Annotated in this window: 25 protein-coding genes; 23 read left to right on the plus strand and 2 right to left on the minus strand. The window is 67.7% G+C overall.

Annotated features, from left to right (window positions below):
* Positions 1–35 precede the first annotated feature (35 nt).
* The 7 genes from nifA (at position 36) to BLTE_RS05890 (ending at position 6,447) form a co-directional block, all read left to right on the plus strand.
* Positions 36–1,787, plus strand: a complete 1,752-nt coding sequence (gene nifA, locus BLTE_RS05860; RefSeq protein WP_126398412.1) for a nif-specific transcriptional activator NifA — start codon at positions 36–38, stop codon at positions 1,785–1,787.
* 462 nt (positions 1,788–2,249) lie between these two features.
* Positions 2,250–3,728 (plus strand): nitrogenase cofactor biosynthesis protein NifB, encoded by a 1,479-nt coding sequence (nifB, locus tag BLTE_RS05865; RefSeq protein WP_126398414.1) that lies wholly within the window; start codon positions 2,250–2,252, stop codon positions 3,726–3,728.
* 27 nt (positions 3,729–3,755) lie between these two features.
* The gene (locus BLTE_RS05870) at positions 3,756–3,947 is read left to right on the plus strand and encodes a 4Fe-4S dicluster domain-containing protein (protein WP_126398416.1); all 192 of its coding nucleotides are present in this window, start codon (positions 3,756–3,758) and stop codon (positions 3,945–3,947) included.
* Complete coding sequence (locus BLTE_RS05875) at positions 3,944–4,720, plus strand: 4Fe4S-binding leucine-rich repeat protein (RefSeq protein ID WP_126398418.1); 777 nt, start codon at positions 3,944–3,946, stop codon at positions 4,718–4,720. Before BLTE_RS05870 ends, BLTE_RS05875 begins: the two co-directional genes overlap by 4 nt.
* Positions 4,717–5,016 carry a nitrogen fixation protein NifZ gene (locus BLTE_RS05880; protein ID WP_126398420.1) on the plus strand — a complete coding sequence of 100 codons (300 nt, stop codon included), beginning with the start codon at positions 4,717–4,719 and terminating at the stop codon, positions 5,014–5,016. The genes BLTE_RS05875 and BLTE_RS05880 overlap by 4 nt, the downstream gene beginning before the upstream one ends.
* Positions 5,013–5,219 (plus strand): putative nitrogen fixation protein NifT, encoded by a 207-nt coding sequence (nifT, locus tag BLTE_RS05885; protein WP_126398422.1) that lies wholly within the window; start codon positions 5,013–5,015, stop codon positions 5,217–5,219. The genes BLTE_RS05880 and nifT overlap by 4 nt, the downstream gene beginning before the upstream one ends.
* A 391-nt stretch (positions 5,220–5,610) precedes the next feature.
* On the plus strand, positions 5,611–6,447 hold the full coding sequence (locus BLTE_RS05890; RefSeq protein ID WP_126398424.1) for an SIR2 family NAD-dependent protein deacylase: 837 nt from the start codon (positions 5,611–5,613) through the stop codon (positions 6,445–6,447).
* 93 nt (positions 6,448–6,540) lie between these two features.
* On the opposite strand, the gene BLTE_RS18655 is transcribed toward BLTE_RS05890, so the two are convergent.
* Positions 6,541–7,335: a 2Fe-2S iron-sulfur cluster-binding protein gene (locus BLTE_RS18655; protein ID WP_280177364.1), complete on the minus strand. Its 795-nt coding sequence runs from the start codon at positions 7,333–7,335 to the stop codon at positions 6,541–6,543.
* 46 nt (positions 7,336–7,381) lie between these two features.
* Between BLTE_RS18655 and nifH the strand changes: the two genes are divergently transcribed.
* The 9 genes from nifH (at position 7,382) to BLTE_RS05940 (ending at position 16,932) form a co-directional block, all read left to right on the plus strand.
* Positions 7,382–8,272 (plus strand): nitrogenase iron protein, encoded by an 891-nt coding sequence (gene nifH, locus BLTE_RS05900; RefSeq protein ID WP_126398426.1) that lies wholly within the window; start codon positions 7,382–7,384, stop codon positions 8,270–8,272.
* A gap of 67 nt (positions 8,273–8,339) precedes the next feature.
* Positions 8,340–9,842, plus strand: a complete 1,503-nt coding sequence (gene nifD / locus BLTE_RS05905; protein WP_126398428.1) for a nitrogenase molybdenum-iron protein alpha chain — start codon at positions 8,340–8,342, stop codon at positions 9,840–9,842.
* A gap of 193 nt (positions 9,843–10,035) precedes the next feature.
* A complete protein-coding gene (nifK, locus tag BLTE_RS05910; protein WP_126398430.1) occupies positions 10,036–11,571 on the plus strand; it encodes a nitrogenase molybdenum-iron protein subunit beta in 1,536 nt (511 codons plus the stop codon).
* Positions 11,572–11,834: 263 nt separating this feature from the next.
* Complete coding sequence (nifE, locus tag BLTE_RS05915) at positions 11,835–13,406, plus strand: nitrogenase iron-molybdenum cofactor biosynthesis protein NifE (protein WP_126398432.1); 1,572 nt, start codon at positions 11,835–11,837, stop codon at positions 13,404–13,406.
* A gap of 3 nt (positions 13,407–13,409) precedes the next feature.
* A complete protein-coding gene (gene nifN, locus BLTE_RS05920; RefSeq protein ID WP_126398434.1) occupies positions 13,410–14,804 on the plus strand; it encodes a nitrogenase iron-molybdenum cofactor biosynthesis protein NifN in 1,395 nt (464 codons plus the stop codon).
* Positions 14,773–15,270 (plus strand): nitrogen fixation protein NifX, encoded by a 498-nt coding sequence (gene nifX / locus BLTE_RS05925; RefSeq protein ID WP_126398436.1) that lies wholly within the window; start codon positions 14,773–14,775, stop codon positions 15,268–15,270. Before nifN ends, nifX begins: the two co-directional genes overlap by 32 nt.
* Before the next feature lie 133 nt (positions 15,271–15,403).
* The gene (locus BLTE_RS05930; RefSeq protein WP_126398438.1) at positions 15,404–15,883 is read left to right on the plus strand and encodes a NifX-associated nitrogen fixation protein; all 480 of its coding nucleotides are present in this window, start codon (positions 15,404–15,406) and stop codon (positions 15,881–15,883) included.
* Between the two features lie 27 nt (positions 15,884–15,910).
* Entirely contained in the window at positions 15,911–16,222 is a 312-nt protein-coding gene (gene fdxB, locus BLTE_RS05935; RefSeq protein WP_126398440.1) for a ferredoxin III, nif-specific, read from the plus strand.
* Between the two features lie 5 nt (positions 16,223–16,227).
* Positions 16,228–16,932 carry a nitrogen fixation protein NifQ gene (locus BLTE_RS05940; protein ID WP_126398442.1) on the plus strand — a complete coding sequence of 235 codons (705 nt, stop codon included), beginning with the start codon at positions 16,228–16,230 and terminating at the stop codon, positions 16,930–16,932.
* Between the two features lie 191 nt (positions 16,933–17,123).
* Here the strand turns inward: BLTE_RS05940 and BLTE_RS05945 are convergent, their stop codons facing one another.
* A complete protein-coding gene (locus BLTE_RS05945) occupies positions 17,124–18,092 on the minus strand; it encodes an IS110 family RNA-guided transposase (RefSeq protein ID WP_126398445.1) in 969 nt (322 codons plus the stop codon).
* Between the two features lie 430 nt (positions 18,093–18,522).
* Between BLTE_RS05945 and BLTE_RS05950 the strand changes: the two genes are divergently transcribed.
* The 7 genes from BLTE_RS05950 (at position 18,523) to BLTE_RS05980 (ending at position 24,350) form a co-directional block, all read left to right on the plus strand.
* Positions 18,523–18,843, plus strand: coding sequence for a HesB/IscA family protein (locus tag BLTE_RS05950; protein WP_126398447.1), 321 nt, complete (start codon positions 18,523–18,525; stop codon positions 18,841–18,843).
* An 11-nt stretch (positions 18,844–18,854) separates the two neighbouring features.
* The gene (locus BLTE_RS05955; RefSeq protein ID WP_126398449.1) at positions 18,855–19,193 is read left to right on the plus strand and encodes a NifU family protein; all 339 of its coding nucleotides are present in this window, start codon (positions 18,855–18,857) and stop codon (positions 19,191–19,193) included.
* Between the two features lie 17 nt (positions 19,194–19,210).
* Positions 19,211–20,413, plus strand: a complete 1,203-nt coding sequence (locus tag BLTE_RS05960) for an aminotransferase class V-fold PLP-dependent enzyme (protein WP_126398451.1) — start codon at positions 19,211–19,213, stop codon at positions 20,411–20,413.
* A complete protein-coding gene (gene nifV / locus BLTE_RS05965) occupies positions 20,406–21,563 on the plus strand; it encodes a homocitrate synthase (protein ID WP_126398453.1) in 1,158 nt (385 codons plus the stop codon). Before BLTE_RS05960 ends, nifV begins: the two co-directional genes overlap by 8 nt.
* A 14-nt stretch (positions 21,564–21,577) precedes the next feature.
* On the plus strand, positions 21,578–21,928 hold the full coding sequence (gene nifW / locus BLTE_RS05970; protein ID WP_126398455.1) for a nitrogenase stabilizing/protective protein NifW: 351 nt from the start codon (positions 21,578–21,580) through the stop codon (positions 21,926–21,928).
* Between the two features lie 450 nt (positions 21,929–22,378).
* The gene (locus tag BLTE_RS05975) at positions 22,379–23,224 is read left to right on the plus strand and encodes an electron transfer flavoprotein subunit beta/FixA family protein (RefSeq protein WP_126398457.1); all 846 of its coding nucleotides are present in this window, start codon (positions 22,379–22,381) and stop codon (positions 23,222–23,224) included.
* A gap of 22 nt (positions 23,225–23,246) precedes the next feature.
* Entirely contained in the window at positions 23,247–24,350 is a 1,104-nt protein-coding gene (locus BLTE_RS05980; protein WP_126398459.1) for an electron transfer flavoprotein subunit alpha/FixB family protein, read from the plus strand.
* Positions 24,351–24,358: the final 8 nt, after the last annotated feature.

The following is a 24,358-nucleotide window of genomic DNA, read 5'->3' on the forward strand; positions in this document are numbered from 1 at the left end:
GGAACGAAGCGCCCACGAGCGACGGGAATGAAACGATGAACCATGGACCGCTTGATGTTCTCGTCCCGACGTCGCACGCAACTGCAGGTGCTTCCGTGCCGTTCAGCGAGATCGCCCTTACCGGCGTCTACGAAATCTCGAAGATCCTGGCTTCGCCGAACCGGCTGGAGACCACGCTGTCCAACGTGATGGGCCTCCTGTGGTCCTTCATGCAGATGCGTCACGGCATCATCTCGCTGCTGGCCGATGACGGCGTGCCGGACATCGTGGTCGGCGCCGGCTGGAGCGAGGGCTCGGACGCGCGCTACCGCGCCCGCCTGCCGGAACTGGCGGTCGGACAGATCATCGCCACCGGCGTGCCGCTGGTGGCCCAGAACATCGCCGGCCATCCGCTGTTCAGCGAGGCGGACGTGGCCGCCATGCAGGGCGGCGACGACACCTCCACCGTCTCCTTCATCGGCGTGCCGATCCGCATCGGCGCCAAGGTGGTCGGTACGCTGACCATCGACCGCATCTGGGACGGCAAGGCGGTGTTCCGCTTCGATGTCGACGTGCGCTTCCTCACCATGGTGGCGAACCTGATCGGCCAGACCGTGCAGCTTCACCGCGTGGTGGCGCGCGACCGCGACCGGCTGATCGCCGAGACCCACCGGCTGCAGAAGCAGCTCTCCGAGTTCAAGGTGCCGGCCGACAGCGACAAGCGGGTCAAGGTGCGCGGCATCGTCGGCGACAGCCCGGCCATCCGCTCGGTGCTGCGCAAGATCGAGATCGTCGCCAAGTCGCATTCGCCGGTGCTGCTGCGCGGCGAATCCGGCACCGGCAAGGAGCTGTTCGCCCGCGCCATCCACGAGATGTCGCCGCGCGCGGACGGGCCGTTCGTCAAGGTCAACTGCGCCGCACTGCCCGAGTCGGTGCTGGAATCGGAGCTGTTCGGCCACGAGAAGGGGGCGTTCACCGGCGCGCTGAACGCGCGCAAGGGCCGCTTCGAGCTGGCCGACAAGGGCACGTTTTTCCTCGACGAGATCGGCGAGATCTCGCCGGCCTTCCAGGCCAAGCTGCTGCGCGTGCTGCAGGAGAGCGAGTTCGAGCGGGTCGGCGGCACCAAGACCATCAAGGTCGACGTGCGCATCGTCACCGCCACCAACCGCAATCTGGAAGAGGCGGTGGCGCGCAACGACTTCCGCGCCGACCTCTACTACCGCATCAGCGTCGTGCCGCTGCTGCTGCCGCCGCTGCGCGAGCGCAAGAGCGACATCCCGCTGCTGGCCCAGGCGTTCCTGGAGCGCTTCAACGCCGACAATGGCCGCGAGCTGACCTTCGCCTCAGGCGCGCTCGAGGTGATGGCCAACTGCTACTTCCCCGGCAATGTGCGCGAGCTGGAGAATTGCGTGCACCGTACGGCGACGCTCGCCCACGGGCCGGTGATCACCCGCGACGACTTCGCCTGCCGGCTCGACCAGTGCCTGTCGTCGGTGCTGTGGAAGGGGCAGGTGGCGGCCTCGGGCAACCGGCCGCTGCCGGAACTGCCGCTGCCGGTGGCACCGCAGACCCACGCGCGGGCGCCGGTCCCCGACGTGCCGCCGCCATCTCCGCCGCCGCGCGAGGAGCCGCCGCTCGACGCTTACCCGCTCGACGGCCACCGCAGCGCGGCCGAGCGCGAGCGGCTGCTCGACGCCATGGAGCGCTCGGGCTGGGTGCAGGCCAAGGCGGCGCGCATTCTCGGCCTCACGCCGCGCCAGATCGGCTACGCCCTGAAGAAGCACGGCATCCCGATCAAGCGGTTCTGAGGAAGCGGGTCCGATCCCGTCCGCGCGGTTTTGCACGCAAGGGTCAATTCCGCGCGGCGAATGTACCGGCGGCGTCGTTTCCGGCGCGGGCGGTGTCATCCCGGACGGCGCGAAGCGCCGAGCCGGGATCGTCATCCGGAAAAGAGCCCCCTTCCTGAAAACGGTCCCGGCTCGCGCGCCTTCGGCCCTTGGCCGGGACGACGACCTCTCCCCCGCGTCATCCCGGACGGCGCGAAGCGCCGAGCCGGGATCGTTCTCCGGAAAGGCGGTCTCTTCCCGCGCCGGACTGACAACCACTCGCAGAATGTCGGGCGGTTCGGACCGCTTTGTCGGAGTTCCGACATCGTGTCGCGCCCATGACAGCGCGGAATTTCGCTGAAAGTCCTGAGCGAATGTCGGTTCGGCGCGTGTGGCACAGGGTTTGAATGGCAGGTGGGCACCCGTCCCTGGAGATCCCCCGCCATGGCCTTCGTCCCGCTCGATGCCCTCACCACGACGACCTCGGCCAAGGCCATGCGCGAGACGCTCTCGAAATCCGGCTGCACCTCCACCTCCTGCGGCTCGGACGCCGGCGCCTCCGACCTGCCGCCGGATGTCTGGGCGCGCATCAAGGACCATCCGTGCTATTCGGAGGAGGCGCACCACTTCTTCGCCCGCATGCACGTGGCCGTGGCGCCAGCCTGCAATATCCAGTGCCACTACTGCAACCGCAAGTTCGACTGCGCCAATGAGAGCCGCCCCGGCGTGGTCTCCGAGCGGCTGTCGCCCGAGGAGGCGCTGCGCAAGGTGGTCACGGTGGCCAATGAGGTGCCGCAGCTGTCGGTGCTCGGCATCGCCGGGCCGGGCGATGCGCTGTTCGACTGGAAGCGCACCAAGCGCACCTTCGAGCTGGTGTCCGAGGTCATCCCCGACATCAAGCTCTGCGTCTCGACCAACGGCCTCGCGCTGCCCGACCATGTCGAGGAGCTGGCGGCGATGAAGGTCGATCACGTCACCATCACCATCAACATGGTCGATCCCGCGATCGGCGAGAAGATCCATCCGTGGATCTATTTCCAGGGCCGGCGCTACACCGGCATCGAGGCGTCGCGGATTCTGCACGAGCGGCAGATGCTGGGCCTGGAGATGCTGACCAAGCGCGGCATCCTGGTGAAGGTCAATTCGGTGCTGATCCCCGGCATCAATGACCAACATCTGCCGGCGGTGAATGCCGCCGTGACCAAGCGCGGCGCCTTCCTGCACAACATCATGCCGCTGATCTCGGACGCCGCGCACGGCACGCATTTCGGCCTCACCGGCCAGCGCGGGCCGACGCATGCCGAGCTTGAGGCGGTGCAGGCGAAATGCGGCGGCGGCGCCAAGCTGATGCGCCATTGCCGGCAGTGCCGCGCCGACGCAGTGGGGCTGCTCGGCGAGGACCGCGGCCAGCAGTTCACGCTCGACCGGATTGCCGACACCGTGACCTACGACGCCTCAAAGCGCGAGGCCTATCGCGACGTGGTGGCGCGCGAGCGCGAGGACCGCGAGAAGGCGAAGGAGGCGGCGATGCAGAACCTCGGCAATGCGGCGGCCGCGGCCGAGCTGCTGGTGGCGGTGGCGACGCGCGGCGGCGGCCGCGTCAACCAGCATTTCGGCCACGCCCGCGAGTTCCAGCTCTACCGCGCGACGCCGGAAGGGATCGCCTTCATGGGCCTGCGCCGTCTGGAAGACGCCTACTGCAAAGACGGCGAAGGCGAGGCTAATATTCTCGAGTCGATCATCGCTGCGCTTCAGGGCGTCGATCTCGTGCTGGTCGGCAAGATCGGCGATGCCCCGAAGGGCAAACTCGAAGGCGCCGGCTTGAACGTCAGCGACGAGTATGCCCACGACTACATCGAGACCGCGATTTCCGATTACTACGCCCGGAAGTTCGGTGCCGCACCGCGTGCGTTGTCGGCTTGATCCCAATCGTTGAGACAGGAGTGAACCATGGCCTACAAGATCGTTGCTTCCCAGTGCACCGTGTGCGGTGCGTGCGAGTTCGAGTGCCCGAACGCCGCCATCAAGATGAAGGGCGACATCTACGTCATCGACGCCGCCAAGTGCACCGAGTGCGATGGCGATGCGCCGAAGTGCGCGGCGGTGTGCCCGGTGCCGAACACCTGCGTTCCGGCCAAATGAGTGCCGGGGCGGCACCGGAGCAGGACACCGTCGACTGGCTCGGCCGGCCGGTGTCCTGCGTCGACTGCCCCCATGACGAGATGCGGCAGGAAGGCCGCTGCGACCTCGGCCGGGTCTGCGTTCGCGACCGGCGCTCGAAGCGCATCGACAACTTCTTTGCCGCCAATCCGGATCTGGCGGCGCGCTACCTCGGCCATCCCTATTTCGAGGTGCGCGTGCTGGCGGCCAAGCATGCCAGCGTGTTCACGCTGACACCGCTGCTCGCCGATCCGGAGCCGGACGTGCGGGCGATGGCGGCCTATCGGCTGCCGGTCGCCCGCATCCTGCCGCTTCAGCACGATCCGGACCGCAAGGTGCGCGCCGTCGTCGCCCAGCGCGTCGAGGGCGCGGCCCTGGTCGCCATGTTCGGCGACGAGGACTATCTCGTGCGCATCCTGGCGGTGCGCCGCGCGCCGCCGGATGCGCTGCCGATCGCCATGAGCGATCCCGATCCGCAGGTGCGCTGCGAGGTCGTCCAGCGCATCGGCGAGGAATTCCTGCCGGCGATGGCGGTGGACGACAATCCGCTGGTGCGGCTCGCCGTCGCCGAGCGGCTGCCGCCGTCGCAGCTTCCGGCGCTGGCCGCCGATCCCGATCTGCGGGTGCGCTACGTGGTCGCCGAGCGCGGCGAGGCGGCGGCGCTGATGAAGCTGATCGACGATCCAGACCCCGAGGTGCAGGCCAAGGCCCGCGCCCGTTGGACAGACCTTTCAATTGGGAAGACACCGGCATGATCACCGACGAAGCGATCGAGGTCTACGACCCGCCGGCGTTCCAGCCCGGCGAGAAGGTGCGTGCCACCAAATACGTCAAGAACGACGGCACCTATCCGCTCAAGGATATCGGCGAGGTTCTGGTGAAGAAGGGCGATGTCGGCTATGTGCGCGACATCGGCACCTACCTGCAGCGCTTCTACGTCTATGCGGTCGAGTTCGTCGACCGCGGCACCATCGTCGGCATGCGGGGCAGGGAACTGGTCAGCCTCGACAAAGCCACCACCGAGACCGCGACCGAGGAATCCAATCCATGAAGCTGATGATCCGCAAGACCGACAAGGGCCTGTCCGCCTACGCCCCCAAGAAGGATCTCGAAGAACCGATCGTCGAGACCGAAAAGGAGGATCTGTGGGGCGGTTGGGTGAAGCTGAAGAACGGCTGGGTGCTGCTGCTGCCGGAAATGCCGGCCGACACCCGCCTGCCGGTGACGGTCGAAGCCAAGAAGATGGGCGATTGAGCGAGGTCGGGTGAGGGGGAATGGCGCAGGGCGTCGGGCGGAATGGCGCAGCGTAGTCCGCCATTTCGTTGTTTGGCGTCACGTCGGCGCAATACGCTGTCGCTATTGCGCCCTACGAGACTGCGGGCCTTGTCATCCCGGCAAGCGGGTAGGGCGGAATAGCGCAGCGTATTCCGCCGGGACTGCCGCCAGTCGTGCGCTGTGGCGCAATACGCTTCGCTATTGCGCCCTACGACACGACGGGCCTCGTCATTCCGGGCGAGGCGCAAGGCAAGCCGGGATCGTGCGCAGGAAAGGCTCTGTTCCGGGAAACGCCCCCGGCTCGCGCTTCGCTTGGCCCGGGGCGACGGGTTGGCTTCATGATCGGTGACGACCTTCGGAGACTGACGACATGACCGGCGTTCCGGCCCCGCTGACATTCGCCGATATTCGGGACGGCTTTGCCGCCGGCCGGCTGGTGCCCTATCTCGGCGCCGGCGTGTTCGGGACGGACTGCGCGGTGCCGACCACGCCGATCGCGCTGTCGCATGCGCTGAACGCCCGGGTGGCGGTGTCGGGGCGGATTCGCGACAATCTGTGGCAGACCGCACAATTCATCGAGAGCCGGCGCCATCGCAAGACGCTGAATGCGCTGATGGCCGAGATCTTCCGGCCGGAGGTCGCGCCCACGGCGCTGCATCGCCATCTTGCGACGCTGAAGCTGCCGCTGATCGTCGACACCTGGTACGACGGCGCGATGCGGGCGGCGCTGCTGGAGACCGGCCGCACCGATTGGTGCGAGGTCCAGGGCGTCACGCGCTCGGGCGAGGATGAGGACATCTGGACCCGGACGTTCGATGCGGCGGGCGAGGAGATCGACCCCGGCACGGCCGACCGCTTCACCACCGTGCTCTACAAGCCGCATGGCGCGGTGGGCACGCGCGGTACCGTGCTGGTGTCGGATTCCGACTATGTCGAGGTTCTGACGGAAATCGACATCCAGACGCCGATCCCCGAGGTGGTGAAGGCGCGGCGCTCGGCGCTGGGCTTCGTGTTCCTCGGCTGCCGGTTCGACGACCAGATGCTGCGCACCTTCGCGCGCCAGATCGCAAAGCGCTCGGCCGGCCCCAATATCTGGGTGGCCGAGGACGCCTCGCTCACCCGCAATGAGCGGGCCTTTCTCGCCGAGCAGTCGATCGCGCTGATCGACGCGCCGCTTGGCGATGCGCTGGCGGCGTTGGCGGGGTAGGGCGTCGTCGCGACGCATCTTGCGCCGAGATTGTCATCCCGGGTCTCGGCTTACGCCTCGCCCGGGACGACAGTGTGGAGCGACAGGCCTGCGTTACGCGCCGCCGGGCTCGCCGCTGAAACGCACCAGAATGTCCTGATCGCGGACGATCATCTGGCAGGCCAGGCGGAAGCGGGGCGGGATGTCGTCGTTCTCGGCGCGCGCGATCTCCTCGGGCGTGATCTTGCCGAGCGACTTCAGCACGGTCTTTTCCTTCTCGGTGAGGTCCATGCCCATGGTCTTGTCGGACAGCGGGACGACCTCGATCAGGCAGGACGCGCATTCGCCGTTCTGGCAATCGAACGGAATCGGGATGCTGTTCTTCTGGGCGAGCGCCAGCACGGTGCCGCGGTCGCCGGCCACGGCGTAGACGGTGACGTCCTTGTGCAGGCGAGGCGAAGAGAATGTGACGTTGGGCATCGGGAAGTCCCCCCTGTTGATGTCCGTGCCGCGTGATGACGACCACGCGCGCCGCGAAGCAAGCAAGGCGCAGGCCAGCAAGGCAAAAAAGTGCACGAATCCGTTCTTTTCCGTCCGGCCCGGTCCGCATGGCTGGAACTTGCGGCCGATCGGTCGCGCCGCGGGGGCAGACAGGCCCAGCCGTTCGCGGATGTACGAAGCCGATCGCCGGCCGTGTCCGCAGTCGTGTCGGCGGCCGGCCGCGGCGCGACAGGCGTGTCGCGTTTTGTCGGAGATCTGACAGCCCTCCGGCGCCCGAATGTATCGATGGCGCGTTTCAACAAGCCGTTGATTTGGAACGATTAAATTCGAACGTTTGCGGCCCCGGCGCGAGTTGGCACGCGACTTGAAGTGAAGGCTGGCGAGGCGGCATTGAGCCGTCGGGTTCAACGGCGTCGCATCGGGCGCGCCACAAGGAAGGACACAGGGGTCTCATATGCCTCGTCAGATCGCATTCTACGGCAAGGGTGGCATTGGCAAGTCGACCACCTCGCAGAACACGCTCGCGGCGCTGGTCGAGATGGGTCAGAAGATCCTGATCGTCGGCTGCGATCCCAAGGCCGACTCCACCCGCCTGATCCTCAACACCAAGCTCCAGGACACCGTGCTCAGCCTCGCCGCCGAGGCCGGCTCGGTCGAGGACCTCGAGCTCGAAGACGTGATGAAGATCGGCTACAAGGGCATCAAGTGCACCGAGGCCGGCGGTCCGGAGCCGGGCGTCGGCTGCGCCGGCCGCGGCGTCATCACCGCCATCAACTTCCTCGAGGAGAACGGCGCCTATGACGACGTCGACTACGTCTCCTACGACGTGCTCGGCGACGTGGTGTGCGGCGGCTTCGCCATGCCGATCCGCGAGAACAAGGCCCAGGAAATCTACATCGTCATGTCCGGCGAGATGATGGCGCTCTATGCCGCCAACAACATCTCCAAGGGCATTCTGAAGTACGCCCATTCGGGCGGCGTGCGCCTGGGCGGGCTGATCTGCAACGAGCGCCAGACCGACCGCGAGCTCGACCTCGCCGAGGCTCTCGCCAAGCGCCTCAACACCCAGATGATCCACTTCGTGCCGCGCGACAACATCGTGCAGCACGCCGAGCTGCGCCGCCAGACGGTGATCCAGTACGCGCCGGACTCCAAGCAGGCGCAGGAGTACCGCACGCTGGCGCAGAAGATCCACGACAATTGCGGCAAGGGCACCATCCCGACCCCGGTGTCGATGGACGAGCTGGAGCAGATGCTGCTCGACTTCGGCATCATGAAGACCGAGGAGCAGCAGCTCGCCGAACTCGCCGCCAAGGAAGCTGCCAAGGCCGCCGCGGCCCGTTGAGCCATCACCTCCGGGCCGGTCGAGCGGCCGGCCCGGAACCTGCCGAGATCCCGATAGGGGAAATAGTATGAGCCGCGACACCGAGAACGACGCCGCCTTCCGCGAGAAGCTGATCGAGGAGGTGCTGTCCGCCTATCCCGACAAGTTCGCCAAGCGCCGCCGCAAGCACCTCGCGGTCTCCAAGGCGCCGGCCGAGTCCGCCGACGAGCCTGAGCGCGTGCTCTCCGAGTGCGACGTGAAGTCCAACATCAAGTCGATCCCGGGCGTGATGACCATCCGCGGCTGCGCCTACGCCGGCTCGAAGGGCGTGGTGTGGGGCCCGGTGAAGGATCTGCTCCACATCAGCCACGGCCCGGTCGGCTGCGGCCACTATTCCGGCTCGCAGCGCCGCAACTACTACAACGGCACGACGGGCGTCGACGCCTTCGTCACCCTGCATGTCACCTCCGACTTCCAGGAGCGCGACATCGTGTTCGGCGGCGACAAGAAGCTCGAGAAGATCGTCGACGAGCTGGAGGTGATGTTCCCGCTGTCGAAGGGCATCACCGTGCAGTCGGAATGCCCGGTCGGCCTGATCGGCGACGACATCGAGGCGGTGGCCAAGAAGAAGGCCAAGGAGATCAACAAGACGATCATCCCGGTGCGCTGCGAGGGTTTCCGCGGCGTGTCGCAGTCGCTCGGCCACCACATCGCCAACGACACCATCCGCGACTGGGTGCTCGACAAGAAGACGGTCGAGTTCGAGTCGACGCCCTACGACGTCAACATCATCGGCGACTACAATATCGGCGGCGACGCCTGGGCCTCGCGCCGTCTCCTTGAGGAGATCGGGCTGCGCGTCATCGGCATGTGGTCGGGCGACGCGACGCTGGCCGAGATGGAACGCGCGCCGAAGGCCAAGCTCAACCTCATCCACTGCTACCGGTCGATGAACTACATCTGCCGGCACATGGAGGAGAAGCACGGCGTCCATTGGCTGGAATACAACTTCTTCGGCCCGAGCCAGATCGCGGCGAGCTTGCGCAAGATCGCCAAGCAATTCGGCCCCGAGATCGAGGCGAACGCGGAGAAGGTGATCGCCAAGTACCAGCCGATGGTCGACGCCATCCTGGCCAAGTACAAGCCGCGGCTCGAAGGCAAGTCGGTGATGCTGTATGTCGGCGGCCTGCGCCCGCGTCACGTCGTCGATGCCTACACCGACCTCGGCATGGAGATCGTCGGCACCGGCTACGAGTTCGCCCACAACGACGATTACCAGCGCACCGGGCATTATGTGAACGCCGGCACGCTGATCTATGACGACGTCACCGGCTACGAGCTGGAGAAGTTCGTCGAGAAGATCCGTCCCGACCTCGTCGGCTCCGGCATCAAGGAGAAGTACCCGGTCCAGAAGATGGGCATTCCGTTCCGCCAGATGCACTCGTGGGACTATTCCGGTCCCTACCATGGCTATGACGGCTTCGCGATCTTCGCCCGCGACATGGATCTGGCGATCAACAACCCGGTGTGGGGCCTGTTCGATCCGCCGTGGAAGAAGGCGGACCAGAAGTTCCTCGAAGCCGCCGAATAATCGGCGCCCCTTCGACCGGCATCACGCGGCCGACGCGGCGCGCTCATCGCGCCGGCCGCCCTGACAGTCGAGTTGTCGCATTCTCGTTCGCAAGACCGGTCCCCGCGTTTGCGGAGAATGCTCCAGTACCGAACCACTGCATCCGCTGCGGGCCGCCGTATGGCGCGGCCGCCGCGACAGAAGGATCACGTCCATGCCGCAGTCCGCCGAAAAGGTGCTCGACCACGCAAAGCTGTTCCACGAGCCCGAATATCAGGAGATGTTCGCTCGCAAGCGCGAGCAGTTCGAGTGCCCGTCTTCCGCCGAGGCCGTCGCCGCGCAGACCGAATATCTGAAGAGCTGGGACTACCGCGAGAAGAACCTCGCCCGCGAGGCGGTGGTGATCAACCCGGCGAAGGCCTGCCAGCCGCTCGGCGCGGTGTTCGCCGCCGCCGGCTTCGAGGGCACGCTCTCCGTGGTGCACGGCTCGCAGGGCTGCGTCTCCTACTATCGCTCGCATCTGTCGCGTCACTTCAAGGAGCCGTGCTCGGCGGTCTCCACGTCGATGACCGAGGACGCGGCGGTGTTCGGCGGCCTCAACAACATGATCGACGGCCTCGCGAACGCCTACAAGCTCTATCAGCCGAAGATGCTGGCGGTCTCGACCACCTGCATGGCGGAAGTCATCGGCGACGACCTGCACGCCTTCATCGAGACCGCGCGCCAGAAGGGCTCGGTGCCGGAAGACTTCAGCGTGCCGTTCGCCCACACCCCGGCGTTCGTCGGCAGCCATGTCGACGGCTACGACGTGGCGATCAAGGGCATTCTTGAGCACTTCTGGAAGGGCAAGACCCGCGTCGCCAACGGCAAGATCAACATCATTCCGGGCTTCGACGGCTACTGCGTCGGCAACAATCGCGAGCTGAAGCGCATCCTCGACGAGATGGGCGTGGAATACACGCTGATCCAGGACGCGTCCGACCAGTTCGACACGCCCTCCGACGGCGAGTTCCGCATGTATGACGGCGGCACCAAGCTGGCCGATGTCGCGGACGCGCTCAACGCCAAGGCGACGATCTCGCTGCAGCACTGGTGCTCGCGCAAGACGCTCGACTACGTCGCCGAGGCCGGCCAGGAGACCGCGAGCTTCAACTATCCGCTCGGCGTCGGCGCCACCGACGACCTGCTGATGAAGATCTCCGAGCTCTCCGGCAAGGCGATCCCGGCCTCGATCACCAAGGAGCGCGGCCGCCTCGTCGATGCCATCGCCGACAGCCAGTCCTATCTGCACGGCAAGAAGTACGCGATCTTCGGCGATCCGGACTTCGTGTACTCGATGGCCCGCTTCGTGATGGAGACGGGCGGCGAGCCGACGCACTGCCTCGCCACCAACGGCACCACCGCCTGGGCCGAGGACATGCAGAAGCTGCTCGCTTCCTCGCCGTTCGGCAAGGGCTGCCAGGTGTGGGCCGGCAAGGACCTGTGGCACCTGCGCTCGATCCTGTTCACCGAGCCGGTGGACATGCTGATCGGCAGCTCCTACGGCAAGTTCCTGCAGAAGGACACCGGCATCCCGCTGGTGCGCCTCACCTTCCCGATCTTCGACCGTCACCACCACCACCGCTTCCCGGTGATCGGCTATCAGGGCGGCCTGCGTGTCCTGACGTCGATCCTCGACAAGGTGTTCGACAAGCTCGACGCCGATGCGTCGACGCCGGGCAAGGACGTGTCGTTCGACCTGACGCGGTGATCGGGGCTCCAGGCGGTAGGGCGGAATAGCGACAGCGTATTCCGCCACACCTGCCGCCCGGAACCTGCGACGGCGCAATACGCTTCGCTATTGCGCCCGACGAGACTGAAAACGGTCCCGGGTCGCGCGCCTTCGGCGCTTGCCCGGGACGACAGGCTCTCCCCGGTCGCTCCCGGCACGGCTCTTGCTAGGCTTTGAGCGACCGAACACAACGCCGGCCTGGGGCCTTCCGCCCCCGGCCGCCCCACCCAACGGGGACTGGCATGCTGAAGGACAAGATCAAGGCCGCGTTCAACGAGCCGGCGTGCCCGACCAACCGGGCCAAGGCGGCCAAGGAGCGCGCCAAGGGCTGCGCCAAGCCGCTGACCCCGGGTGCCGCCGCCGGCGGCTGTGCCTTCGATGGCGCCAAGATCTCGCTGCAGCCGATCACCGATGCGGCACACCTCGTCCACGGCCCGCTGGCCTGCGAGGGCAATTCCTGGGACAATCGCGGCTCGGGCTCGTCGGGTCCGGACATCTGGCGGCGCTCCTTCACCACCGATCTCACCGAGCTCGACATCGTCACCGGCCAGGGCGAAAAGAAACTCTACAAGGCGATCCGCGAGATCTCGCAGCGCTTCAAGCCCGCCGCGGTGTTCGTCTATTCCACCTGCGTCACGGCGCTGATCGGCGACGACATCGACGCGGTGTGCAAGCACGCCTCAAGCAAGTACGGCCTGCCGGTGATTCCGGTGCATTCGCCGGGCTTCGCCGGCTCGAAGAACCTCGGCAACAAGCTCGCCGGCAATGCGCTGCTCGACCACGTCATCGGCACGCACGAGCCGGACGATGTCGGCCCGACCGACGTCGTCATCCTCGGCGAGTTCAACCTGTCCGGCGAGTTCTGGATGGTGAAGCCGCTGCTGGACAGGCTCGGCATCCGGGTTCGCACCTGCGTGCCGGGCGATGCGCGCTATCTCGACGTCGCGGCCGCCCACACCGCCAATGTCACCATGGTGGTGTGCTCCACCGCGCTGATCGGCCTGGCGCGCCGCATGGAGGAGCGCTGGGGCATCCCGTATTTCGAGGGCTCGTTCTACGGCATCACCGACACGTCGGAATCGTTGCGGCGGCTGGCCGCCATGCTGGTCGAGCGCGGCGCGCCGGCCGACCTTATCGAGCGCACCGAAGCGCTGATCGCGGCCGAGGAGGCGCGCGCCTGGGCGCGGCTCGAGCCGTTCCGCGACCGGCTCGCCGGCAAGCGCGTGCTGCTGAACACCGGCGGCGTCAAGTCGTGGTCGATCGTCGCGGCGCTGATGGAGCTCGGCATGGAGTTCGTCGGCACCTCGGTCAAGAAATCGACCGTCGAAGACAAGATGCGGGTGCAGATCCTGATGCGCGAGGAGGCCCACGCCTTCGAGGGCATGGCGCCGCGCGACCTCTACGCCCAGCTCAAGAGCGGCGGCGCCGACATCATGCTGTCGGGCGGGCGCACCCAGTTCATCGCGCTCAAGGCGCGCGTGCCCTGGCTCGACATCAATCAGGAGCGCATCCACCCCTATGCCGGCTATGACGGCACGGTGGAGCTGGTGCGCCAGATCGCCATCTCGCTCGGCAATCCGGTGTGGGACGAGGTGCGCACGCCCGCGCCGTGGGACAATGAAGGGCGGCTCACCGATCGCCACGTCAGCCATTTCACCATGGATGACGACAGCGACGCTGCCGACCCCACCTTCGCCGCGCGTCACCGCCGCAAGTTCGCCAATTCCCGCGTCGACAACACCGACCCCGAATATCTCGCCCATCACCGCAAGAAGTTCGCCGGACGCGACGCCGACGACATCGGGGACGATTGAGCCATGACCGACGCGCCCTCCAAGCTCACCACCGTCGCCAAGGCCGCTGCGGTCAATCCGCTGAAGTCGTCGCAGCCGCTCGGCGCGGCGCTGGCCTTTCTCGGCGTCGACAACGCCATGCCGCTGTTCCACGGCACCCAGGGCTGCACCTCCTTCGCGCTGGTGCTGATCGGCCGGCACTACAAGGAAGTGATCCCGATCCAGACCACGGCGATGGACGAGGTTTCGACCATCCTCGGCGGCGCCGACCATCTCGAGGAGGCGCTGCTCAATCTCAAGAAGCGCACCAATCCGTCGCTGATCGGCGTCTGCACCACGGCGCTGGTCGAAACCCGCGGCGAGGATTTCGCGGGCGACCTCAAGCTGATCGCCGAGCGCCGCGGCGACGTGCTGGCCGGCACCGAGATCGTGCTGGCGCACACGCCGGATTTCGCCGGCTCGATCGAGGAGGGGTGGGCGAAGGCCGTCACCGCCATCATCGAGGGCGTGGTGCCGCAGGGCGCGCCGGCGCGGGTGGCGCCCGAGCGCATCAACATCCTGCCCGGCAGCCACCTGACGGTGGCCGACCTCGAGGCGATCCGCGACACGGTGGAGGCGTTCGGCCTGGAACCGACCATCCTGCCCGACATTTCCGGCTCGCTCGACGGCAAGGTGGCCGAGCGCTGGGTGCCGACGGCCAATGGCGGCACGGCGGTGGAGGACATCCGCACCATGGGCGGCGCCGTGCACACCATCGCCATCGGCGAGCACATGCGCGGCCCGGCCGAGGTGCTGAAGGCGCGCACCGGCGTGCCCTACACGCTGTTCGACACGCTGACCGGGCTGGTCGCCACCGACCGTTTCGTGGCGCTGCTGGCCGAGATTTCCGGCCGGCCGGTGCCGGCGCGGGTGCGCCGTGCCCGCGCCCAGCTCGAGGACGCGCTGCTCGACGGCCACTTCCATTTCGGCGGCAAGCGCGTCGCCATCGCCGCCGAGCCGGACCTGCTCTACGCCATGGCGCGGTTCTTCGCCGGCCTCGGCGCCGAGGTGGCGTGCGCGGTGTCCTCCACCGGCTCGTCGCCGATCCTGGAGGCGGTGCCGGCGGCCGAGGTGGTGGTGGGCGACCTCGACGATTTCGAGACGCGCGCCGAGGGTTGCGATCTCCTCGTCACCCACAGCCACGGCCGCCAGGCCTCCGAGCGGCTCAACATTCCGCTGATGCGCGTCGGCTTCCCGATCTTCGACCGGCTCGGCGCCCAGCACCGCCACACCGCGCTCTATGAAGGCACCCGCGACCTGGTGTTCGAGGTCGCCAACATCGTCCAGGCTCACCACGTTCCCCCGACGCCGGCAGAGCTCGATCCCTTCCGTGACCACGGAGATACCCATGTCGGCCGTCCGCAGACTGCGGCTCATTGATTCTTCCGACAATGCGCCCACCGAGGGCGGCGCCATCCGCGTCGCCATCGCCACGCAGGATCTGAAGACGCTGGATGCCCATTTCGGCTCGGCGCGCCACTTCGCCATCTACGAGGTGCGCACCTCCGGCTGGACGCTGATCGAGACCATCAGTTTCGACGACGTGTCCGACCAGCAGGGCGTGCACAACAAGGAGGGCAAGGAAGGCGACGACCGCATCGCCTCCAAGGTGGAGGCGCTGGAGGGCGTGCACCTCATGTTCTGCCTCGCCATCGGCGGCCCCTCGGCGGCGCGGGTGGTGCGGGCCAAGATCCACCCGATCAAGGTGCCGGCGGCGCAGCCGATCGAGGCGGTGCTGGAGCGCACCCGCGCCATGCTGGACGGCACCCCGCCGCCCTGGCTGCGCAAGGTGCTGGCGGAGGCCGGCGCCGGCCCGGCCAAGCCGTCCTTCGTGGATGATGAGTGAACGATGCGGAAGCCGGCTCCTTCAGCCGGAGTTACGCAGTCCAGTCGCCGGAAGTTCCGCCCGTGGCGGAATTCTCGGGGATGATCGGATCCGGAATCGCGACGCGATCTTCCGGATCCTGCGCGAGGTCACGATGACGAAGCCCGACCCGGTGGCTGCCCTGATGTCCGACGCCGAAGCGCTGGCGACGCCGTTCCTGCAGGTGCTGGTGCGGCTGCTGCGTGCGCAGGATTCCTACGGCGCCTGGGAGCGCAAGTCGGACGGCGAGCTGCTGGCCGACTATGTGGTCACCAAGGAGCAGCGCCGCGCCATCCCGATCATCGGCGATCCCGACCCCGACATCCTGTGGCGGATCGAGCAGTACTACGCCGCCATCGGGCTCGCCATCGAGCAGGTGACCGGCCACGTCGCCAGCCCGATGATGAAGATGCACCACGAGGGCTTCGGTCGCGTCATCCTCACCGCCGGCCGGCTGGTGGTGATCTCCAAGCATTTGCGCGACGTCCACCGCTTCGGCTTCGACAGCCTCGCCGCGCTGGCGGCCGCCGGCAGCGAGCAGGTCGAGGCCGGCGTCGCATTGATCCGCCGTTTCCCCGAGGTCGTCGAGGCCTGACTTCACCCACCACACTGGAAAACGCCGATGTTCACCACCCGCGACGGCACCCCCTGGGAGCCCGAATACATCACCGCCATCGACGGCAAGACCTGCATCGGCTGCGGCCGCTGCTTCAAGGTCTGCTCGCGCGACGTCATGCGCCTGATGGGCGTCAATGAGGAGGGCGAGCTGGTCGCCTGCGCCGAGGACGAGGATGACGACGACGAGGAATTCCTGCGCAAGGTGATGGTGCTGCACGCCGAGGGCAACTGCATCGGCTGCGGCGCCTGCTACCGGGTCTGCCCCAAGGGCTGCCAGACCCACGCCAAGGCCAGCGCGCTGGCGGCGGCGGCGTAACCGCCATGTTCACGCCGGTCGAGGACAGGTTCGCAACGGGGGCGGCATCGCCGGCCGCCCTCTACCGCCGCCTGACCGGCGTCGACCCGGCCGCGGCCGACATCGCCGACGATGCCGCCTTCGACCGCCACGTCCTCGCCTGCGCCATCGTCGCCGCGGCCACCGGGCCAAGCGGGGTGGCGGCCGGGCTCGGCCTGCCGCCGGCTGCGCTCGATGCGCTGCTCGCGGCCCGCTTCCCCCACGCGCGCGGCATCACAAATAGCGTGAACGCCGCCGCAGCGCGGTCCGGCGACGATGCAACGCGCGCGAACGGCGCGGCAACGGCGTCCGACGACGAGTTCGAGATGGTGCGCGACCTGCTGCTCGCGCACCGCTCGCGCGCCGGGGCTGAGACCGACTGGCTGGCGGCGATCGTCGCCCGCCGGGCGCTGGAGCCCAACCATCTGTGGGAGGATCTGGGCCTCAGGTCACGGGTCGAGCTGACGCGGCTGCTGGAGCGGCATTTCGCGCCGCTTTCGGCAAAGAATACGCGAAACATGCGCTGGAAACGGTTCTTTTACCGCACGCTGTGCGAAGACGATGGCTTCGTGCTGTGCGCCACGCCGACCTGCGCCGGCTGCGGCGATTTCGAAACCTGCTTCGGCGAGGAGACCGGCGAAAGCCGGCTGGCCCGCATCCGGCGCACGGTCGAGACGGCTATTTCATTGTAGCGTAACGATATTTTGTGGCTTTTCCTGTTGTCCCGGGCCGTGCGCGCGGCGCGGCCCGGGACCGTTCGGCAAGCGTTCGCCTCCCTTGCCAAACGGCCCCGGGTGGCGGCGGGCTCCCGCTCCCGCCCACCCGGGGCGACGTATCGGTTCCGCGTCATCCCGGCCAAAGGCCGAAGGCCCGCGAGCAACTGTCAGGCTGCTTTGGGGGCTTGCCAGGGTTTGTTGTCTCGAATCATGGCGTTGAGGATGGTCAGGAGCCTTCGAGCGATGGCGATGAGGGCGACCTTGGCGGGTTTTCCGCGGGCTTTGAGGTCGGCGTAGAGCTGTTTGGCCCACGGGTTCCAGTGGATGGCGGCGAAGGCGGCGAGATAGCAGGCGCGCTTGAGCGCGCGGCGTCCGGCCTCGATATGGGCCGGCCGCCGCGCTTTGCCGCTGTCGTTTCGGTAGGGTGCGCAGCCGCCGATGGCGCCGGCTTGGCGAGGGGTGAACTGGCCGAGTTCGGGAGCTTCTGCGAGCAGGACGCGGGCCGTCTTGTTGGCGATCCCCGGCACCGAGGTGATGATCTTGGCCTTGGCGTCCATCGCCGGATCGGCGGCGATCAACGCCTCGATGGTCTGTTCGGCCGCGGCGACGGTCTCGCGCAGGGCGGCGATTTCGGCATCGAGCCGGGCGGTGATGGCCGCCAGGGTGGGGTGGGCCTTGCGGTTCTCCAGGCGGCGGATGTCGGCCTCGGCGCGGGTGATTTCGCGCACCCAGGCGGTCAGGTCGCTCTGCGCTTGCGAGGGCTCTGGGAACGGCCGGCAGGGGTGATGCAGCATGAAGGCGCGGATGATGCGGGCGTCGAGCGGATCGCTCTTGGCGCGCTGGCCGCAGGCCTTGGCGAACTGGCGGCAGCGCCAGCTGTCGACCTGCAGCACGGTGAGGCCGGCCTCGCGCAGCACCGCGACCGCCAGGCGTTCATAGCCGCCGGTCGGCTCCAGGCCGGCGGTGGTGAGCCCGGCCTTCACCAGGCGCCTGGCCAAGCGCTGGAGAGCCGCGGGGGTGTTATCGACGCGCTCGACCTTGGTGTCGTCGAAGGCGATGTCGAGCCAGTCCTTGGAGACATCGATGCCCACAAGGTGGGTGGCAAACGGCGTCGGGTGTGGCAGCATGACAAGCATCCCAGGCTTGGAAGCGGGGTCAAAAGCCCCGTGCAACTGTTCGGGTTGGCTTGGGACGGACGGCCGCTTCTGCTCGCGACGGCCTCGAAGGCTCACCCGGGATACGGCGTGCCGCCCGCACCGGCTCGGGGTGGCCACCCCGAGCCGGCGCACCCATCAAAGCACAGTTCGCCGTTCCAACCCGGGATCGTTTTCCGAAATGGCCTTGTTTCGCAGACGGTTCCGGGTCCCGGCTTCGCCTCGCCCGGAACGACGCGGCAGCTGCCGGACAAACCCGACAATCCGGCCGCGTCGCGTTTGCGACGCGAGGACCCGTGTCGGGTTTCGCCCGATCGATTAAGCCCAACGAAATCAGCCTGTTGTCGTTCTCGCCAGCGCCGGCATGGAGTTTGCTTTGCTGTTTGCGAAGCAATTGGTCGAGGAGCCAGCGATGATCGTGCTCACCCCGGAAGCGGCGGACGCTGTGAAGGCGGCGATGGTCAAGACCGGCAAGGAAGGCGCCGGGCTGCGCATCATGGTCGAGGCGGGCGGGTGCGCCGGCTACAAATACCTGATCGGTCTCGACCATGAGCCGCGCGAAGACGATGCGGTGATCGAGAGCGGCGGCGTCAAGGTGTTCATCGATCCGGAATCTCAGCCGCTGATCAGCGGTCTCAAGGTCGGCTTCGTCGAAAGCTTCGAGGGCTCCGGTTTCACCTTCGAAAATCCAAATGCCGGCGCGAAATGCTCGTGCGGCAAGTCGTTCGGCTGAGGGAGGATTTCATGCTCGCCACTGCCGAAGCCCGCCGCACCACGCTCGACATCGGCCACCGCCCGGCGGCGCCGTCCGCGCCGCGTCCGGCCCTGCCGCGCTTCACCCTCAGCGAGGCGCAGATCGCGCTTGTCGCCGAGGCGATCGAGGCGATGCGCCCGCGATTCCAGTGCGATGGCGGCGACATCGAGCTCGACCGCGTCGAGGAGAACACCGTGTTCGTGCGCATGACCGGCACCTGCGTCGCCTGCCAGCTGGCGGCGGTGTCGGTGAGCGGCGTGCAGATGAAGCTGATCGAGGCGATCGGCGTGCCGGTGCGCGTCATTCCGGTCGGGATGGGCCGCAGCTGACGGGAAGGGCAGGGGCCATGAGCGAGGCAGCGCTGGGCACGGTCGCCGACCGGCCGCCGGTCTATCTCGACGCCAACGCCACGACACCGGTCGATCCCGCGGTGCTGGAGGCGATGCTGCCCTATTTCTCGGCAATCTTCGGCAATCCGTCGTCGCAGCATGCGGCGGGTCGCCAGGCCAAGGCGGCGCTCGCCGAGGCGCGTGCCCGGGTCGCCGCGCTGATCGGCGCGACCGAAGGCGAGATCGTGTTCACCTCGGGCGGCACCGAGAGCGTGAATGCCGCCATTCGCACCGCGCTCGAGGCCGACCCGAAGCGCAAGGTGCTGGTGACCACCGCCGTGGAACACGCCGCCGTGCGCGCGCTCGCCGACCGGCTGGAGGCGCAAGGGATTGTCGTGCGCCGCGTGCCGGTGGAGGGCACCGGCGCGCTCGACCTCGACGCCTTCGAGGCGGCGCTGGACGAGGACGTCGCCGTGGTCTCGGCGATGTGGGCCAACAACGAGACCGGTACGATCTTCCCGGTCGCCGAGCTGGCCGAGAAGGCCAAGGCGGTCGGCGCGCTGTTCCACACCGATGCGGTGCAGGCGGCGGGCAAGCTGCGCATCGACGTGGCGGCGACCGCCATCGACCTCTTGTCGTTTTCCGGACACAAGCTGCACGGTCCCAAAGGCAGCGGCGTGCTCTATGTCCGCCGCGGCTTGAAGGTTCATCCGCTGATCGCCGGTGGCCGGCAGGAGCGGGGACGGCGGGCCGGCACCGAGAACGTGCCGGCGATCGTCGGGCTCGGTGTTGCCGCCGAGATCGCCGCGCAGTGCGATCTGTCGCGGGTTCAGGGCCTGCGCGACCGGCTGGAGGCCGAGCTGATGGCCCGCATTCCCGCCGCCATGGTGCTCGGCGACCGCGCGGCGCGCCTGCCCAACACCTCCTGCATCGCCTTCGCCGGCGCCGATGCCGAGGCGGTGCTGCACCGGCTCGACCGCGCCGGCATCGCTGCCGCCTCGGGCGCGGCCTGCTCGGCGGGCTCGGTGGAGCCGTCGCATGTGCTGCGCGCCATGGCGGTGCCCGATACCTTCGCGCGCGGCGCCATCCGCCTGTCGCTGCTGCGCAATGCCGCCGATGCCGACATCAGCCGGGTCGTCGCGGTGCTGCCCGAGATCGTCGCCGGCTTGCGGCCGCCGTGCCGCCGGTCACAGTCTGCCCCGGAGAGACTCCATGCCTGACGCGCTGACCCATCGCCGAGTGGTTCTGGCCGATACCACGCTGCGCGACGGCGAGCAGGCGCCGGGCGTGGCCTTCACCGCGGCCGAAAAGCTGGCCATCGCCCGCGCCCTGGCCCGCGCCGGGGTGCGCGAGATCGAGGTCGGCGCCCCGGTGATGGGGCCGGACGAGATTGCCGCCATCCGCGCGGTGGTGGCCGAGAACCTGCCGCTGATGCCGATCGCCTGGTGCCGGATGACCGAGGGCGACGTGGACACCGCGCTCGCCACCGGCGTGCCGATGGTCAACGTGTCCATTCCGGCCTCCGACATCCAGCTTGCTGCCAAGCTGAAGGCGGGCCGCGCCCATGCGCTCGCCACCATTGCCCGCGTTGTGCCCTATGCCCGCCGGCGCGGCCTCGAGGTCGCGGTCGGCTGCGAGGATGCCTCGCGCGCCGATCCGGCCTTCCTGGTCGAACTCGCGGCCGCGGCCAAGGCGGCCGGCGCGCGGCGCCTGCGCATTGCCGACACGCTGGGCGTGCTGGAGCCGTTCGCGACCTTCGAGCTGTTCTCGCGGCTTTCTGCTGCGACCGATCTCGAACTCGAGATCCACGCCCATGACGATCTCGGCCTTGCCACCGCCAATTCGCTCGCGGCGGTGCGCGGCGGCGCCACCCATGCCTCGGTCACCGTGCTCGGGCTCGGCGAACGTGCCGGCAATGCGGCGCTGGAAGAGGTGGCGATGGGCCTGTCGCAGCACTATGCCTGCGAAACCGGCATCGCCTTCGACAAGCTCGGCACGCTGGCGATGGTGGTCGCCAAGGCCGCCGGCCGCATCATACCGAAGGGCAAGGCGATCGTCGGCGAGCACATCTTCACCCATGAATCCGGCATCCATGTCGATGGGCTGATGAAGGACCGCCGGACCTATCAGGCGCTCGATCCGGCGCTGCTCGGCCGCGACCATGTCATCGTCGTCGGCAAGCACTCCGGCACCGCCGGCATCAGCGCCGCGCTGGGCGAACTCGGGCTCGATGCCAGCCCGAGCCAGACCCGCGCCATTCTGGCGCAGGTGCGCCGCCGCGCTGCCGCCACGAAGCACACCGTCAATGCCGACGAACTGTCGGGCATCTGGCGCGAGATCTGCGGCAGCGATGTCGCGGCCTGCGCGTAGAATTGGAGACCATGATGAGCTGCACCCACACGCCCGATTTTCCGCCCGACGTGATGACGAAGCTCAGGACGGCGGCGTCGGCCGAGGAGTTCTTCACCCTGCTCGGCGTCGAGTACGACCCCAAGGTGCTCAATGTCGCCCGCCTGCACATCCTGAAGCGCATGGGCGAATACCTCTCGGGCGAGGATGTCGAAGGCCTGCCCGATCGCGTTGCCGCCGCGCGGTGCCGTTCGATGCTGCAGCGTGCCTATGAGGAGTTCGTTACCTCCTCGCCGCTCGAGGCGCGGGTGTTCAAGGTGCTCAAGACGGCGGTGGAGCCGCCGAAGCCGCCGGCCTTCGTGCCGTTCGATTCGCTGCTGAAATAATCGCCGGCGAAATTCCTCATCAATCGCTGTCGTGTCGCCGCAACCGGAAAACGCCGGCTGCGGCGACAACGCGTTTGATACGGTTTCCGGCTGATCAAGCCGGAGAACCGTATTCCGATCGCCGGAAACCCCGCTATCGAACAAGGGGTTTTCGGCGAGAACGTTTCCGGTATCCCGAAGGGATCAACCGGAAACCGTATGACGCCCCGACAGAGCGAAATCCGGCATGCACGCAATCCGTTCGTTTGCTTCATTCTCCTTCATTTCCGCGCTCTGTCGCGTTGTGTCGGCTTCCCGACAAGGTGTCGCGCTCGGCGTGTCGGGCGCGGCGCGCTCAAGCTGCGACAGGCCCTCTAGATGCTTCCCAGCACGGGCGAATCCGATAGACACGGCCCGGTTGGTACGCGAATTGCTAGTTTGAAACCGAGCACTCATGAGGAGAGCGACACGATGCACATCGTTGTCTGCATCAAGCAGGTTCCGGATTCGGCGCAGATCCGCGTCCACCCGGTCACCAACACCATCATGCGGCAGGGCGTGCCGACCATCATCAATCCCTACGATCTGTTTGCGATCGAGGAGGCCCTGCGGCTGCGCGACAAGTTCGGCGGCGAAGTCACGGTGCTGACGATGGGCCCGCCGATGGCCTCGGACTCGCTGCGCAAGGCGCTGACCTTCGGTGCCGACCGCGCGGTGCTGCTGACCGATCGATTCTTTGCCGGCTCGGATACGCTCGCCACGTCGTTCGCGCTGTCGTCGGCGATCACCCGGATCGGCGAGGTGTTCGGCCCGGCCGACATCGTGTTCACCGGCAAGCAGACCATCGACGGCGACACGGCCCAGGTCGGCCCCGGCATCGCCAAGCGGCTCGGCCTGACCCAGCTCACCTATGTTGCCAAGATCGCCGATCTCGATCTCACCGGCCGCTCGATCGAGGTGCACCGCCGCGCCGAAGGCGGCGTGCAGGTGCTGAAGTCGCCGCTGCCGTGCCTGATCACCATGCTGGAAGGCACCAACGAGATCCGCCGCGGCTCGATGATGGACGCGCTGCGCGCGGCCCGCGCCGAGATCGTCACCTGGAGCGCCAAGGACGCCGGCATTCCCGACGTCACCAAGTGCGGCCTGCGCGGCTCGCCGACCGTGGTCAAGCGCGTGTTCGCGCCGACCCCGCGTGCCGAAAAGGCCCAGTTCGTCGACCCGGCCGGCGAGCCGCCGGCCGATGCCCTGATCAACGCCATCTTCAAGCGCGCGCCCAAGCTCGAAGCCGAACTGGCCGAGCTGTCGCGCGGCTACTGAACGCCGAACGGGAGCACGTCACATGGCTGAAAACCCCGCCACCCCGGCCGCCGGCAGCCGCGCCGCCGCCAAGAAGGATCTGCCCGAGCACTTCAAGGCGTATAAGCACGTCTGGGTGTTCATCGAGCAGGAACGCGGACACGTTCATCCGGTGTCCTTCGAGCTGATGGGCGCCGGCCGGCGCCTTGCCGACAAGCTCGGCGTCGAGCTTGCCGGCGTCGTGCTCGGCGCGCCGGGCGAGGCGCTCGATCACGCGGTGGCCGAGACGTTCTGCTACGGCGCCGACCTCGTCTATGTGGTCTCCGACCCGGTGCTGGAGAACTACCGCAACGAGCCCTACTCAAAAGCGCTGACCGACGTCGTCAACACCTACAAGCCCGAGATCCTGCTGCTCGGCGCCACCACGCTTGGCCGCGACCTGGCCGGTTCGGTGGCGACGACGCTGCTCACCGGTCTCACCGCCGACTGCACCGAGCTTGAGGTCGACGCCGACGGCTCGCTCGCCGCTACGCGTCCGACCTTCGGCGGCTCGCTTCTGTGCACCATCTACACGCTGAACTTCCGGCCGCAGATGGCGACGGTGCGCCCGCGCGTGATGCCGATGCCCGAGCGCGTGCAGAAGCCGATCGGCAAGATCGTCACGCATCCGCTCGGCATGGTCGAGGACGACATCGTCACCAAGGTGCTGTCCTACATCCCCGACCGCGACTCGGCGAAGTCGAACCTCGCCTTCGCCGACGTGGTGGTGGCCGGCGGCCTCGGCCTCGGCTCGCCTGAGAACTATCAACTCATCAAGCAGCTCGCCGGCGTGCTCGGCGCCGAATATGGCTGCTCGCGACCGCTGGTGCAGAAGGGCTGGGTTGCCGCCGACCGTCAGATCGGCCAGACCGGCAAGACCATCCGGCCCAAGCTCTACATCGCCGCCGGCATCTCGGGTGCGATCCAGCATCGCGTCGGCGTCGAAGGCGCCGACCTGATCGTCGCGATCAACACCGACAAGAACGCGCCGATCTTCGATTTCGCCCATGTCGGCATCGTCACCGACGCCATCCGCCTGTTGCCCCTGCTCACCGAGGCGTTCCGCAAGCGCCTGTCGCCGCACATCAGCGACAAGCTGGCGAGCTGAAGGAGAGA

The organism is Blastochloris tepida, from assembly GCF_003966715.1.
Classification (GTDB): Bacteria; Pseudomonadota; Alphaproteobacteria; order Rhizobiales; family Xanthobacteraceae; genus Blastochloris; species Blastochloris tepida.